The sequence below is a fragment of the Paenibacillus glacialis genome, from assembly GCF_001637205.1.
Taxonomy (GTDB): Bacteria; Bacillota; Bacilli; order Paenibacillales; family Paenibacillaceae; genus Paenibacillus_AQ; species Paenibacillus_AQ glacialis.
The window spans coordinates 1-13,066 of the sequence record NZ_LVJH01000051.1; the positions used below are offsets into that span (position 1 = coordinate 1).

At 43.1% G+C, this 13,066-nt stretch carries 13 protein-coding genes and 2 pseudogenes; all 15 read left to right on the plus strand.

Annotated elements, in window-relative coordinates:
- Positions 1-676, plus strand: a pseudogene (locus PGLA_RS28220) (hypothetical protein); the annotation flags it as partial.
- Between the two features lie 262 nt (positions 677-938).
- A complete protein-coding gene (locus PGLA_RS20720; protein WP_068536533.1) occupies positions 939-1,595 on the plus strand; it encodes a response regulator transcription factor in 657 nt (218 codons plus the stop codon).
- Between the two features lie 3 nt (positions 1,596-1,598).
- Complete coding sequence (locus PGLA_RS20725) at positions 1,599-3,038, plus strand: sensor histidine kinase (RefSeq protein WP_068536535.1); 1,440 nt, start codon at positions 1,599-1,601, stop codon at positions 3,036-3,038.
- Entirely contained in the window at positions 3,035-3,928 is an 894-nt protein-coding gene (locus PGLA_RS20730) for a hypothetical protein (RefSeq protein WP_068536537.1), read from the plus strand. The genes PGLA_RS20725 and PGLA_RS20730 overlap by 4 nt, the downstream gene beginning before the upstream one ends.
- Positions 3,929-4,139: 211 nt before the next feature.
- Complete coding sequence (locus PGLA_RS20735) at positions 4,140-4,472, plus strand: hypothetical protein (protein WP_068536539.1); 333 nt, start codon at positions 4,140-4,142, stop codon at positions 4,470-4,472.
- Between the two features lie 143 nt (positions 4,473-4,615).
- Positions 4,616-5,449 carry a polysaccharide deacetylase family protein gene (locus PGLA_RS20740; protein ID WP_068536544.1) on the plus strand — a complete coding sequence of 278 codons (834 nt, stop codon included), beginning with the start codon at positions 4,616-4,618 and terminating at the stop codon, positions 5,447-5,449.
- Positions 5,450-5,962: 513 nt separating this feature from the next.
- Positions 5,963-6,697 (plus strand): N-acetylmuramoyl-L-alanine amidase family protein, encoded by a 735-nt coding sequence (locus PGLA_RS20745; protein ID WP_068536546.1) that lies wholly within the window; start codon positions 5,963-5,965, stop codon positions 6,695-6,697.
- Positions 6,698-6,872: 175 nt separating this feature from the next.
- Positions 6,873-8,198, plus strand: a complete 1,326-nt coding sequence (locus PGLA_RS20750) for an ABC transporter substrate-binding protein (RefSeq protein WP_068536548.1) — start codon at positions 6,873-6,875, stop codon at positions 8,196-8,198.
- A gap of 406 nt (positions 8,199-8,604) precedes the next feature.
- On the plus strand, positions 8,605-8,766 hold the full coding sequence (locus tag PGLA_RS27100) for a D-alanyl-D-alanine carboxypeptidase family protein (protein WP_084411364.1): 162 nt from the start codon (positions 8,605-8,607) through the stop codon (positions 8,764-8,766).
- 25 nt (positions 8,767-8,791) lie between these two features.
- Positions 8,792-9,526 (plus strand): N-acetylmuramoyl-L-alanine amidase family protein, encoded by a 735-nt coding sequence (locus PGLA_RS20755; protein ID WP_068536550.1) that lies wholly within the window; start codon positions 8,792-8,794, stop codon positions 9,524-9,526.
- A gap of 87 nt (positions 9,527-9,613) precedes the next feature.
- Positions 9,614-10,507, plus strand: a complete 894-nt coding sequence (locus PGLA_RS20760; RefSeq protein WP_068536552.1) for a carbohydrate ABC transporter permease — start codon at positions 9,614-9,616, stop codon at positions 10,505-10,507.
- Between the two features lie 20 nt (positions 10,508-10,527).
- The gene (locus PGLA_RS20765; RefSeq protein WP_084411366.1) at positions 10,528-11,397 is read left to right on the plus strand and encodes a carbohydrate ABC transporter permease; all 870 of its coding nucleotides are present in this window, start codon (positions 10,528-10,530) and stop codon (positions 11,395-11,397) included.
- Between the two features lie 48 nt (positions 11,398-11,445).
- On the plus strand, positions 11,446-12,597 hold the full coding sequence (locus tag PGLA_RS20770) for an efflux RND transporter periplasmic adaptor subunit (RefSeq protein ID WP_245700204.1): 1,152 nt from the start codon (positions 11,446-11,448) through the stop codon (positions 12,595-12,597).
- 47 nt (positions 12,598-12,644) lie between these two features.
- A pseudogene (locus PGLA_RS29200) lies at positions 12,645-12,752 on the plus strand (VanZ family protein); the annotation flags it as partial.
- Positions 12,753-12,857: 105 nt separating this feature from the next.
- On the plus strand, positions 12,858-13,066 hold a 209-nt coding region (locus tag PGLA_RS29205; RefSeq protein WP_245700206.1), incomplete at its 3' end, for a hypothetical protein.

Below are 13,066 nucleotides of genomic sequence, written 5' to 3' on the forward strand. Positions count from 1 at the left end.
TGTTGCCTACTACAAAACACCCGATAATCAATATTATGAGGCCAAAGTTAGTCAATCGTCCGACGCAACAAGCCCAAATGGTAAAAACCTGGTTACCGTCTGGAGTAAGCTTCCGCAGAGTGTGAATACCTCACAGCTTATGCTTTATATTGGCCAAGGTGTGGCTGACGGTAAGCTGACAGCTCTAGGTGGTACATCAACGGGATATATCAATACGGTGGGATTGTCACTTAACACGGTAGGGGAAACGCCGCCGTCCAATCTGAACAATGTGGATATGTTCCCTTACAGCCTTTCGGTTGTAAATGCAGAGGGTACGATAAGCGAAGGTACGAAAGCCTTGAATACAGTCATAACATACAACTTATCCAAGAATGGAGATTACGAAGCAGGTGCCTACGAGCACAAGCTTGTCATGGAAATCATTGATCCGTATGGACAAACGATGGAAAAGACGTTGACACTCGGGACTGATTTGCCAATGGGTCAAAATAAATCGTACTCAACTACGTTTAATAGCAACTTCGATACAAGATTAAGCGGAGGTAGCATTCGCATGAACCTGTACGATGAGTTCCAGGGTCAAAGAATGTTGCTGGGAAGCCAGTCCTATTCACTTATTTATAAGGCATTACCAACAACGCCAAGCGATGGCACAGGTAGCGCAGGAAGTTAAAGTACAACCGGTACTAATGTGAGTGTATCTCCATAGTACCGCAGTCGGTGTACAACAACAGGGTTATCTCATTTTTACCTTTCTTCCATTAAACAACAAACCCAGTACCGATCGTGGTACTGGGCATTTTACATAGGGTTGAACCACGGATAATATCGTTTCACGGTAACGGGCTGCAGATATTGCATCTTTAATAACGCTTTGTCATCGTATAGAATCAATGAAGTAACACACGACATTACACGTCAGGAGATTTTCAAGTATGCAAAAAAAAATTTTGATTGTTGAAGACGATATTCATATATCCAAAATCATTAAAATGAATCTCAACATCGTGAACTATGTGACTACGGAGGTTTACGACGGCTTGGCGGCGCTGGAGGCGATGAAGCAGGAGAAGTTCGATCTCATCCTGCTGGATGTCATGATTCCACGGATGGACGGGTTTACATTGATGGAAAAAATTCAGCCCTACGGCATTCCGGTCATTTTCCTGACGGCTAAAAACTCGGTTTACGACAAAGTCAACGGACTGAAGCTGGGGGCAGACGACTACATGGTCAAGCCTTTCGAAGCGATCGAGCTGTTGGCCCGGATCGAAACCGTATTGCGAAGATACGGCAAAGAAGAACACGTGATGGAGTTTCAAAACATTCAAGTAGACTTGGACAAACGAGAAGTGACTATACAGGGGGAGCCCGTCGAACTGACGCCGAAGGAATACGATTTAATTGTTGTGCTACTGAAAAATAAGAATATCGCGCTGTCTAGAGAGCAGTTCATCGATAAAGTATGGGGCGGGGACTATTACGGCGAAACGAGAACGGTCGATATGCATATCAAATCGCTGCGTAAGAAGCTTCAGCTGCAGGATCATATCAAGACCGTTTACAAAATTGGTTACCGACTGGAGGATTGATCGATGAAATTTTGGCAAAAAATTTATTTGTTCTCTATTCTGGTATTCGTCCTCATCTTTAATGCAGCTTCCATTATGGTCATTGAACAGAGCCATAATACAATGCTAGAGCAGGAAATCAACAGTGCGTTAAGCCAAAATATGAGCATTCATTCCAGCGTCAATGCGATTGTTCCGATACTTCGTATCTATGATTCTATTGATTACGAGAAAACGATATTAACGAACATCGCCAAAGAATTTGTTGAGAAGAATAGCGACGATCGTATTTATTTGGATATCATGAACGATACGAACCTGACGATCTTCAGCAATACCGATTTCAAGATGCCGACGCATCGCGAGGAATTGGACAAGCTGGCCGTGGAGGAAATCAAATATATTTTGCGAGATATCGACCAGCGTACGATACTATTCACATCGAACATTACGGATATTAATCATAAAAAATACGTATTCACCTACATGAAGGACGTGACCTCGTTGTATCAGGAGCGCGTGGATCAGTACCATTTTTTCGTCAAAGTGGATATGGTCGCATGTTTACTCTATATGCTTATCATGTTTTTCGTGAGTAGAGGACTGACGAAGCCGATCGATCGACTCAACCGTACGGCTCAAGTCATTGCACAGGGCGGATTTTCGGAACGAGTTCGTCTGAAATCGAAGGATGAAATAGGCGTTCTGGCACGAAATTTTAATGATATGGCCTCGGTTGTCGAGGATAAAATCAATGACCTGGAGCGGAACAATCAAGAGAAGCAAAGGTTCATCAATAATTTTACCCATGAATTAAAAACGCCGTTAACGTCGATTATCGGATATGCAAATTTCCTGAGGACGACCAAATACAACGAAGAGCTGTTCGTAGATGGACTGAATATCATTTACTCGGAAGGTAAGCGCTTAGAGTCGCTTTCACTCAAGCTAATGGATTTGATTTTGCTTCAGGAGAATCATTTTCAGATGGAGGAGCATGATTTGGGAGCCATCATTGCCGAGATTGAGCCTGCGCTCAAGATGAAAGCCAAGGAGAAGCGGATTGTGATCGTCATCGATTGTGAAGAGGGCAGGCTGTTGCTGGAGAAGGATTTGATCAAAGTTCTGATCTTCAATCTCGTAGACAATGCGCTTAAAGCTTCTGCCGAACAACAGAGTATTACCATCTGTACTTACTGGCGCGACAGCCGTTACACTCTTGAAGTGATCGACCAAGGCATCGGTATTGCGAAAGAGCATCGGGACAAAATTTTTGAACCGTTCTACATGGCGGATAAAGCTAGAACGAAAATCAATAATGGGGCGGGCTTAGGTCTCTCCATATGTCAAAGTGTGGCGAGCATACACCATGCTGTCATCGAAGTGACCAGCAAAGAAAATCAGGGAACGACGATTGGAGTCATTTTCGATCAGATAGGTCCGAAAGGAGGGGTGAATCCATGAACAAGCTCATTGTGGTGGTTATCGTATGTGCGGCGTTCATGATCCTGACGACGGGGTGCGGGGGATTATTCAACGCCATCGAAAAAGACACCGTCATGGTAAAAAAAATAACCATAGAGCACAAAAGCAACGAAGTGAAATACGAAGGCGTTCTTTCGCAGGATACTGTGAAGACGCTCAGCCTGAATGCGGTCAACAAGTACTATAACGAGAAACTGACTATGGACGAAGTCCAATTCGAGTTGATGGCGGTAGATCAGAAGAAGCTTAAAGAACTGCTGGACAAGCTGGAATACGACGTCATTAAGCGATCGAAGCAGAATCAGGGGTTCAAAGTGAATTCCGAAACAGAGCTGAATAAAATTCCTAGCGGTCTGTTTTATATGACCCTGACCCAATCAGCCGATCCTAATGAAGTCTATGATATTGTTTTGAACGCTAGAGACGGCGATGTAATTAAAATTTCTAAAGTAAACCAGAATCCAGAGAATGCTGATAAGATCAAGAAGTATGCTTATAATAGGGATAAGAACGCGGACGCGGAAGTGATTATGGATGAGGTAATCGTGATCGATAATCCGTTTGTTCAGGAAAAGGAAAGTTATGTCTTACCCGATCTGACCTTGGATAAGAACGCGAAGGCGGAAGTGATTATGGATGAGGTAATCGAGATCGCCAATCGGTTTATTCAGGAAAAGGGAAGTTATGTCTTGCCCGATCTGACCTTGGACAAGATAGGCACCCGTTGGGGCCTCGTTGCGGAATTGTATTATAGGAGTAAGGATAAACAATCGCTGAACTACAGTGTCATGGTTAATGTGAGGACGAAGCAAGTGGTTGGGTTCAACAAAGATGTGATGGCGATGCTCAGTTATTTTTCAGAGTCGTAATCCGAACGACAGAACCAAGGCCAGCTGTAGCCGTAGCTGGCCTTTTTGCACTGTGCTGGCTGGTAATTCAACCTTTTACAACTTCAATACAAGTCCATCTAACTTATCATATATTCGTGTACTACACTGGTAGAATACCACCGCAGACAGTGGCGCAATAAAAAGTATTTCGTAGAATAGAGAAGGTTAGAAAAAGGAAGGAAGAATAAAAATGAAAAAAATACTCATGATCTCTATCTCTGCTTGTAGTAGCCGTGCGGGTAATGGAGATGTAGCGCAAACACAAAACGAGGATAAGACAACAGAAAAGCTAGCCGAGGTAAAGACAACAGAAAAGTCAGCCGGGGAAAAGCAAGAAGGAACGAAATCTAATGGTGGGAAGAAAACCATTGTGTTCTCTACACTTTATCATTATGGATTGTTGAAGCTAAGAAGAAATATGAAGCTAAGCATCCTAATATCACGATTGAGCTTAAATATATATTCAAGGATTAGATCAATTCCTTTCTGGAGCAATCCATCCCGTTGCATTCAAGCCTTCTAAGGTCGAAGAGATCATTTCAGAAGAATCCAAAGCCTATTTCAGTGGACAGAAATCAGTCGAAGTCGTGGCGAAGTTGATTCAAAATAGAGTGACGACTGTCTTAAATGAATAACCAGCTATTCAGAGAAAGGTTTAGATAAATAATGAAAACATCACGAAATAACAATGTAAAAATAAGGATGAAAAAGAAGAGAAGAAGATTAGGACTTATTGTAGCAACTGTGTTTCTTATGATCTTTTTAATAGGGAAATTGACTTCTGATCCTGAAGAAAGTATCCATCAAGTTGCCACAAGTGTAGCAGAACAAAGTATCATACAAGAGACCATACAACCAGAAAAAAAAAGACCGGATGGAAGGCCAATCGGAAAAGTTGTTTACCTAACATTTGATGATGGCCCTAGTATATTAACGAATCAATTCTTAGATGTATTAAAAGAGCAAGATGTAAAAGCAATATTTTTTATGCAGGGAAGTAATCTACAAAAAACCAATTTGCAAGAAAATGTAAAACGAGCAACAAAAGAAGGCCATTATGTTGGTGCACATAGTATGACACATATTTACAAAAGGCTATACGATAATGAGCAGTTTGTACCAGAGATGAACGAAACATTATCTCTTATTCAGGATATTACAGGTACGAATCCTAAGTTGGTTCGTCCACCTTATGGTTCAAAACCAGGATTGGAAAGTGAACAGATTCGTATTCAAATTGTAGGGGCTGGAATTAAAATATGGGATTGGACAATTGATTCTAACGACTGGGTGTTAAAAGATAATCCAAACCAAATTGTAGAAAATGTTAAAAAGGGAACTAAAAATGACGTAGAAGTCGTTCTCATGCATGAAAAATCACAAACATTACAAGCGCTTCCAGAAATAATTGCATTTTATAGGGAAAAAGGATATGAGTTTGGTGTATATAATGACGCTGACCATTTCAGTCTTAATTTCTATCAAGATAAATATCTGTAATTATCGGCTGAGAAACATCGAAAACCGACTACCTTGGGCCGACAGAACCAAGGCCAGCTGCAACCGCAGTTGGCCTTTTTGTGCTGTGTTGCCTGTTGAATTCATCTTTTACAACTTCAATACAAGTCCATCTCACTTATCATATATTCGCGTACTACACTGGTAGAATACCACCGCAGGCAGTGGTGCAGCCCGAGCGATGATGGAGAAAGCCTGAATCGTCAATGAATTGAGAAGTTCGGTGAGAAGGAGGAGGGACGATGGGTTAGCGAAAAAGCTCATCTATATAGATTGAACTAAAGTTTGCGCTCACAAGTTCAAGCATTTCTAAAGAAATTCATAAATATGAGGGTTTATCTTTAGTTCAATCTATCTATACGGTTGTATTATTCGATATCCGAGGGACAAGGAAGCTGTAAAGCAATATCAATATAAGTACAAGCCGTGGCGGTCGACTATGTTCCAATCTGGGTTTAATGAGGCATAGAGAGCGGCCATGAGTAAGGAGACAGCATGAAGAGGGTAAGGAGAAAGCAGCTTCAACTCCGCCAAGCGATATTTATGATAAGCATCGTTGTTTTTATGGGAATGGTCTGGTCGATATATGCGTTATCATCCCCGATTTCGGGGAATCGAATCACAACTTCGGCGGAGTCGACAGTTTCGCTGAACAAACATATGGCAACGCCGCAAGAAGTATCCAAACGCTACAAAATTGTGATCGATGCGGGGCATGGAGGCAAGGATCCCGGCGCGGAAGGTGTAAGCGGGAACCTAGAGCGAGCGTACACCCTAGCGCTGTCTACGAAGGTGTATGACTTGCTCCAGCAGGAGCCGCTGTTCGAGGTGCACAGAACACGTACGGATGACACCTTTGTCAAGCTGGAGGATCGCACCCAAATCGCAAATGATCTCGATGCGGACGCATTTGTCTCCATTCATGGGAACACATACAGTGATCCGGATGTATCTGGCACAGAAACGTATTATTATGCGGACGAAAGTTTTTTGTTCGCAAGCGAGGTGCACGAACATCTGGCAGAGGCTACTGGATTCAGGGACCGCGGCGTGAAAAAGGAAGGCTGGAATGTGCTGAAGCTCAGCAACAATCTCGCGATTTTACTGGAGATGGGGTACCTTACGAACCCGAGCGATGAAGCGGATATGCTCAGTGAAATGCATCAGAATCGAACCGCCCAAGCCATTGTAAAAGGAATTAAAAAGTATTTCGTGGATAGAGAGGGTTAGAAAAAGGAAGGAAGCCTATGAGAATCCTTCTGCCGAGTAGAGCGTGCGCGATTAACGATTGGTGTCCAGGAACGAAAAGTGGAGAGCAGCGAGCCGCTAACAGAAGGTAATCGTCTGAGAGTCTGGCGTGCTTGTTCTCGTAGATAGCACGGAAAATGGAGAGGAGCGTTTTACGATGAAAAAAAGATGTGTATTCAGTTTGATCGTTGCATTAACCATGACTTTGGCAGCATGCTCTGGCGGAGCCAGTCTTGAGAAGAAAGAGGGGCAACAGGGACAAGATGGGAAGAAGACCGTCGTCTTATCCGTACTCCAAGCTGATCCTGTGTATTCTCTGGCAGAGAAGCAGTATGAAGAGAAACATCCGAATGTAGATATTCAAATTAAAGAATATGTCAAGGGGGAAGGCTCGAATCAAGAAGGTGATATCGAGAAATATGTGAACACCACCAACACAGAGCTCCTAACCGGTAAAGGGGCCGATTTGATTTCCCTGAATGTGATGGATTTGCCTGTTAGGAAATATGTGGACAAAAAAGTGCTGGTGAACTTGAGTAGCTTGATGAAGGAGGATGCTACATTCGATTCCAGTCAATACGAGATGAACATTTTGGATGGGGCCAAGATGAATGGAGGTCTCTATACGTTGCCGCTACGGTTCTCCCTTAACGGTTTTATGGGGGATGCGAAGGCGATTGAGGAATCCGGAGTGAAATTCGATGACAGCAAATGGACATGGAGTGAGTTCATAACTGTGGGCAAAAGTCTAGCGGCATCCGGCGGTCATACTTATTCGATAGGGAATATGTCTCGAGAACAGATGCTGTACGATTTGTTTACTGATAACTATAAGCGAATTGTGAATGAAGAGAAGCGCCCTGCTAGTTTCGATACAAATGAATTCGCCTTACTCATGGAGCAAGTGAAAACGTTGTTTGAGGAAAAGGTAGTGACGGATGCCGAAGTTGATGCAGGGGATTATTTCTTTTCGCCTGTCTGGATTAACTATCCTGCAGATTATTTTGAAATGCCATCGCTAATCTTTGAGAATGGGAAAGGGAAGATCTATAACAAGCCGGTCGCTACCGGTCAACAAGCGGGAGATTCGTTCACGATGCAGATGACATTGGGGTTGAATGCGAATTCGGCCGTTCAGGCGGAAGCTTGGGATTTCATGAAGTTCTTAATGTCCGAGGAGATCCAGACGATGCCAGATCATCAGAGTTTCTCTATCCATAAAACGGTGAACGAGAAGACATTACAAGACCTCCTGAACAAAGGCTCGATTGAATCGCTTACGGGCTCCACGGTACCGGTTCAGAAGGCGGACATTGATATGATCAAGCAGATGATGGTAAGTGCAAGCACACCGGAGAAGCATGATTCGAAGATCCGAACGATTATTACAGAGGAAGTGAAAGCTTACTATAGCGGTCAAAAATCGGCACAAGCGGTCGCGGAACTTGTCGCGAATCGTGTGACGACGTACTTGAATGAGTAAGAATAATAACTTCTAAGAGATAAAGGAAGATAATAGATGAAAAAAGTGGACAACAATATTGCTGCTTTCGCTTGTTGTGGCGAGAGTCACTACATGTACATCTTCGGGTATTAAAGGAAACAAGACAGGTGTGAACGAGGAAAATACGTAGTCTGTCAGAATATGAAGCAGGTTCATAGGTCCAATCTCTTGATTCATCTTCTTTTTTTAAGGACCGACAGAACCAAGGCTAGCTGCAACCGCAGTTGGCCTTTTTGTACTGTGTTGCCTGTTGAATTCAGCTTCTTTACAACTTCAATACAAGTCCATCTCACTTATCATATATTCGCGTACTACACTGGTAGAAGACCACCGTAGGCAGTGGCGCAACCCGAGTGATGATGGAGAAAACCTGAATCGTCAATGAATCGAGAAGTTCGGTGAGAAGGAGGAGGGCCGATGGGTTAGCGAAAATGCTCATCTATACGGTTGTATTATTCGATATCCGAGGGACAAGGAAGCTGTAAAGCAATATAAGTACAAGCCGTGGCGGTCGACTATGTTCCAATCTGGGTTTAATGAGGCATAGAGAGCGGCATGAGTAAGGAGACAGCATGAAAAGGATAAGGAGAAAACAGCTTCAACGCCGCCAAGCGATATTTATGATAAGTCTCGTTGTTTTTATGGGAATGGGCTGGTCGATATATGCGTTATCATCCCCGATTTCGGGGAATCGAATCACAACTTCGGCGGAGTCGACAGTTTCGCTGAACAAACATATGGCAACGCCGCAAGAAGTATCAAAGCGTTACAAAATTGTGATCGATGCGGGGCATGGAGGCAAGGATCCCGGCGCGGAAGGTGTAAGCGGGAACCGAGAGCGGGCGTACACCCTAGCGCTGTCTACGAAGGTGTATGACTTGCTCCAGCAGGAGCCGATGTTCGAGGCGTACAGAACACGTACGGATAACACCTTTGTCAAGCTGGAGGATCGCGCCCAAATGGCAAATGATCTCGATGCGGACGCATTTGTCTCCATTCATGGGAACACATACAGTGATCCGGATGTATCTGGCACGCAAACGTATTATTATGCGGACGAAAGTTTTTTGTTCGCAAGCGGGGTGCACGAACAACTGGCAGAGGCTACTGGATTCAAGGACCGCGGCGTAAAAAGGGACGGCTTGGGGGTGCTGAAGTTCAGCAACAATCTCGCGATTTTACTGGAGATGGGGTACCTCACGAACCCGAGCGATGAAACGGATATGCTCAGTGAAATGCATCAGAATCGAACCGCCCAAGCCATTGTAAAAGGAATTAAAAAGTATTTCGTGGATAGAGAAGGTTGAATGTATAACCAACTGCTGGTAATGAACTGTGAACGACAATTCAGGGTTCATCTTTCTCATTCGAAGTGGATTTAGGAGATGTTAAACATGGTGGGTAAGTGTTATCGGGGCAAAATATTTAAGTTGCTACGACATGATTGGACGGTGGCTGTTTTTTTCGTGGCGCCGAGCTTGATAGGCTTCGCAATTTTTTATCTTATTCCGTTTGTCATGGGATTTTTCTATTCTTTCCAAGATAGCACGGTGGATGGCTCTTTTGTCGGTTTGGATAATTATAATGAACTGTATGCTAGCGATTCCTTCCGTAAAGCAGCAACAAATACATTCCTATTTACCGGTATAAGCGTACCGCTCATTGTTGTTTTATCCTTATTATTTGCGATTTTACTTAATCAAAAATTATTTATTCGGAATTGGCTGCAGACGGCTTTTGTATTGCCACTTGTGGTACCCGTCGCCTCTATCGTAATGATGTGGCAAATATTGTTCGACTGGAATGGTACAGTAAATGTTTGGATGAAAAGCATGCATATAGAACGGATCGATTGGATGAAATCAGATTGGTCCATGGGTGTGTTGGTTATCGTGTACACATGGAAAAATATCGGGTACAACATCATTTTATTCTTGGCTGGACTACAAAGTATTCCTAAGGATTACTATGAAACTGCGGATATCGAAGGTGCCGGCAGATTTCATAAATTGATTCATATTACGTTAGTCTACTTGACTCCGACAATGTTCTTTGTCGTTTTAATGTCCATTATTAATTCCTTCAAAGTTTTCCGTGAGACGTATCTGATCGCAGGAGATTATCCACATGACCGTATTTATATCCTGCAACATTATATGAACAACATGTTTCTGTCACTCGATATTCAGAAACTGACGGCCGCTGCCACCTTGATGGTAGGCTGCATTCTAATCGGTGTGACAGTCATGCTTTCAATAGAACGCCGTTTTCGGCAATTCATGGATTAAGTGTAAGGACGGTGATATTGTTGGCTTTATTTCGCAAGTTTGCGTTAACGTTGGTGATGGGAATGATCGCCGCAATGATGCTATTTCCTATTGTCGTCACATTCACAAACTCGTTGATGACCGAAGGTGAGATTGACCATAACTATAATCTCATTGGCGTGATGATCAATACTGCAGCAGGAGAGAAAGATGGATTTGTTAACTTGAAGCTATTTCCCGATTGGCTGACATTTCATCAATATGCGGAGGTGTTGGTTCATAAACCTGTGTTCCTTCAGATGTTTTGGAATTCAGTATTGATGGTCACACCTATCATCGCAGGGCAAGTGCTAGTCGCATCTCTGGCGGCCTATGCTTTTGCCAAGCTCCGATTTTGGGGGCGGGATAAGTTGTTTGTCATTTATTTGATGACCATGATTATGCCGTTTCAAGTCACATTGGTTCCCAACTACATTATTGCGGATAAACTTGGACTAATGAACACAACATCCGCGATTATTTTACCGGGAATTTTCAGTGCTTTCGGCGTATTTATGCTAAGGCAGTTCATGCTGCATATTCCGAACTCGTATATCGAAGCTGCCAAAATGGACGGAGCTGGACATTTGAGGATTTTTTATAAGATTATCGTTCCTCTTATTCAACCTGGAATCGCTGCACTGATTGTATTACTATTTGTTGACAATTGGAATATGATCGAGCAGCCGCTTATTTTTCTAGAGGATTCATTCAAGCAGCCATTATCGCTTTATTTATCGCGTATCAACGAAGGAGCCCGGGGTGTTGCCTTTGCTGCATCTGTGCTGTATATGGCCCCAATGGTGCTGTTGTTTTTATATGCAGAGTCCTACTTTATCGAAGGAATTCAGCTATCAGGAATCAAAGGATAGTCAACATTTAGGATACAAGCTATATTTCGGAAAATTATAGGGGTGATCATGATGGGATTACAACATACCGAACAAGCGAATTCAGGACGTAAACGAACGATTCGAATCTTCTCCGGCTTGTTTATCGGTCTCCTAATTGTATTTACGCTGCTTAGCAACACGTTGATGTCTCTGACTTTACCAAAGGTAGCGGTAGTAGAACCGAAACGGGGACAGCTTGTTCATATGTTTCAGAGTAGTAGTGTATTAATGTGGAAGGCAGAAGTTGCATTAACGAATAGTACGGGGTGGAAAGTTACAAAGGTAGATGTAAAAGAAGGGGATCTTGTGAAGAAAGGGCAGACACTGGTGACTTACGACAGAAAAGAGGCGGAGCAACAGATTCTGGACGAACAAGCGAGTCTTAAAAAACTTAAGCTCACAATGGAAGAGCTGCAGGGCAGTTTTAAGGAAGCTTCGTGGAGTGGAGATGAGAATAGCATAGGTAACACCAAACGCGAGATAGAGATTAGCAAAATCGATCAGGGGGTTCAGCAACGAAAAATACAAAAGTTACAGGAATATTTGATAAATAATAGCACAATTGTTGCTCCGTTTGATGGAATAGTTACGAAAGTAAATGCGACGGAGGGCCTTATCTCATCAAATGGCGGGCCAGATGTGCAGATGTCCAACGGAAGCCTTGGATTTATGTTTGAGTTATTAGCCCCTGCTAATATAGCTAGCATGTTGAAGATAGGAGAAAAGATCGATGTTCAGGTGGATGGAAGTCAAATCAAACAAGCCGAGGGCCAAATTGCAGAAATCCTAGATGCAAATTCTGTCGAGGAAGGAACCACAGGTCAAGGAGAGACTACAACTTTGAACTCTCAAATGAAACGGCTTCTGATCACAATACAAGATGGTAGTTTCAAAAGAGGGGACATTGTTAAGGTGGAGCTGACTAAACCGTCGGCCGGTAATACGATATTAATATCCAATAAAGCCATTCACGAAGATGGTAGCGGAAAGTATGTCTATAGAATTGAAGAAAGAAACAGTCCGCTCGGCAACGCATTTTACATTAAAAGAGTATCAATTACCGTCGTTGATTCGAATGATCAAGAATCAGCTGTAACCGGAGGTATATTCGAACAAGATCAAATCGTAGTCGACAGCAGCCAGCCGCTGCAGGATGGCAACAAGGTTCGGACGCAGTAAGTTCAATTCATAGCATATCCATCTCGAATCCATTCGCATCTACGAACTTGATAGGAAATATCCGGGCCTTTATTCCGCTGGGTATTTCCATTCCTAAATTATTCACACTAAGAGGCGCATCGTTCGTGAATATGTTCATTCTCTCTCTTTCTTTAAGCTTATGCTTCGAAGTCACACAGCTACTCTTGTTTATTGGCATATTTGATGTGGATGACCAGACATTTTCAAATGTAAGAACTTTTATTCAGGGAGGGAATTTCATGCGCAAACGAAGAAAGACGTATGCTGCAGTACTGCTGAGCACAGCGGTTCTAAGCCAGCTTATTACATACGGATATTACGAAGCATCGGCAAGCGCATTACCTGTCTCTAAATCAACAACGGCAGAATTCACGCTGGACAAACTGGGGTCTATAGCTTTGCAGAGCAATGTTAGCGTGAAGCTGACGGATATCAACATTCTTGCGCA

Bases quoted from the DNA above. Each gene is read 5' to 3' on its own strand.
- PGLA_RS20745 (WP_068536546.1), top strand. From the start codon at position 5,963: ATGAAGAGGGTAAGGAGAAAGCAGCTTCAACTCCGCCAAGCGATATTT.
- PGLA_RS20755 (WP_068536550.1), top strand. From the start codon at position 8,792: ATGAAAAGGATAAGGAGAAAACAGCTTCAACGCCGCCAAGCGATATTT.
- PGLA_RS20770 (WP_245700204.1), top strand. From the start codon at position 11,446: ATGATGGGATTACAACATACCGAACAAGCGAATTCAGGACGTAAACGA.
- PGLA_RS20760 (WP_068536552.1), top strand. From the start codon at position 9,614: ATGGTGGGTAAGTGTTATCGGGGCAAAATATTTAAGTTGCTACGACAT.
- PGLA_RS20720 (WP_068536533.1), top strand. From the start codon at position 939: ATGCAAAAAAAAATTTTGATTGTTGAAGACGATATTCATATATCCAAA.
- PGLA_RS20735 (WP_068536539.1), top strand. From the start codon at position 4,140: ATGAAAAAAATACTCATGATCTCTATCTCTGCTTGTAGTAGCCGTGCG.
- PGLA_RS20730 (WP_068536537.1), top strand. From the start codon at position 3,035: ATGAACAAGCTCATTGTGGTGGTTATCGTATGTGCGGCGTTCATGATC.
- PGLA_RS20740 (WP_068536544.1), top strand. From the start codon at position 4,616: ATGAAAACATCACGAAATAACAATGTAAAAATAAGGATGAAAAAGAAG.
- PGLA_RS20725 (WP_068536535.1), top strand. From the start codon at position 1,599: ATGAAATTTTGGCAAAAAATTTATTTGTTCTCTATTCTGGTATTCGTC.
- PGLA_RS20750 (WP_068536548.1), top strand. From the start codon at position 6,873: ATGAAAAAAAGATGTGTATTCAGTTTGATCGTTGCATTAACCATGACT.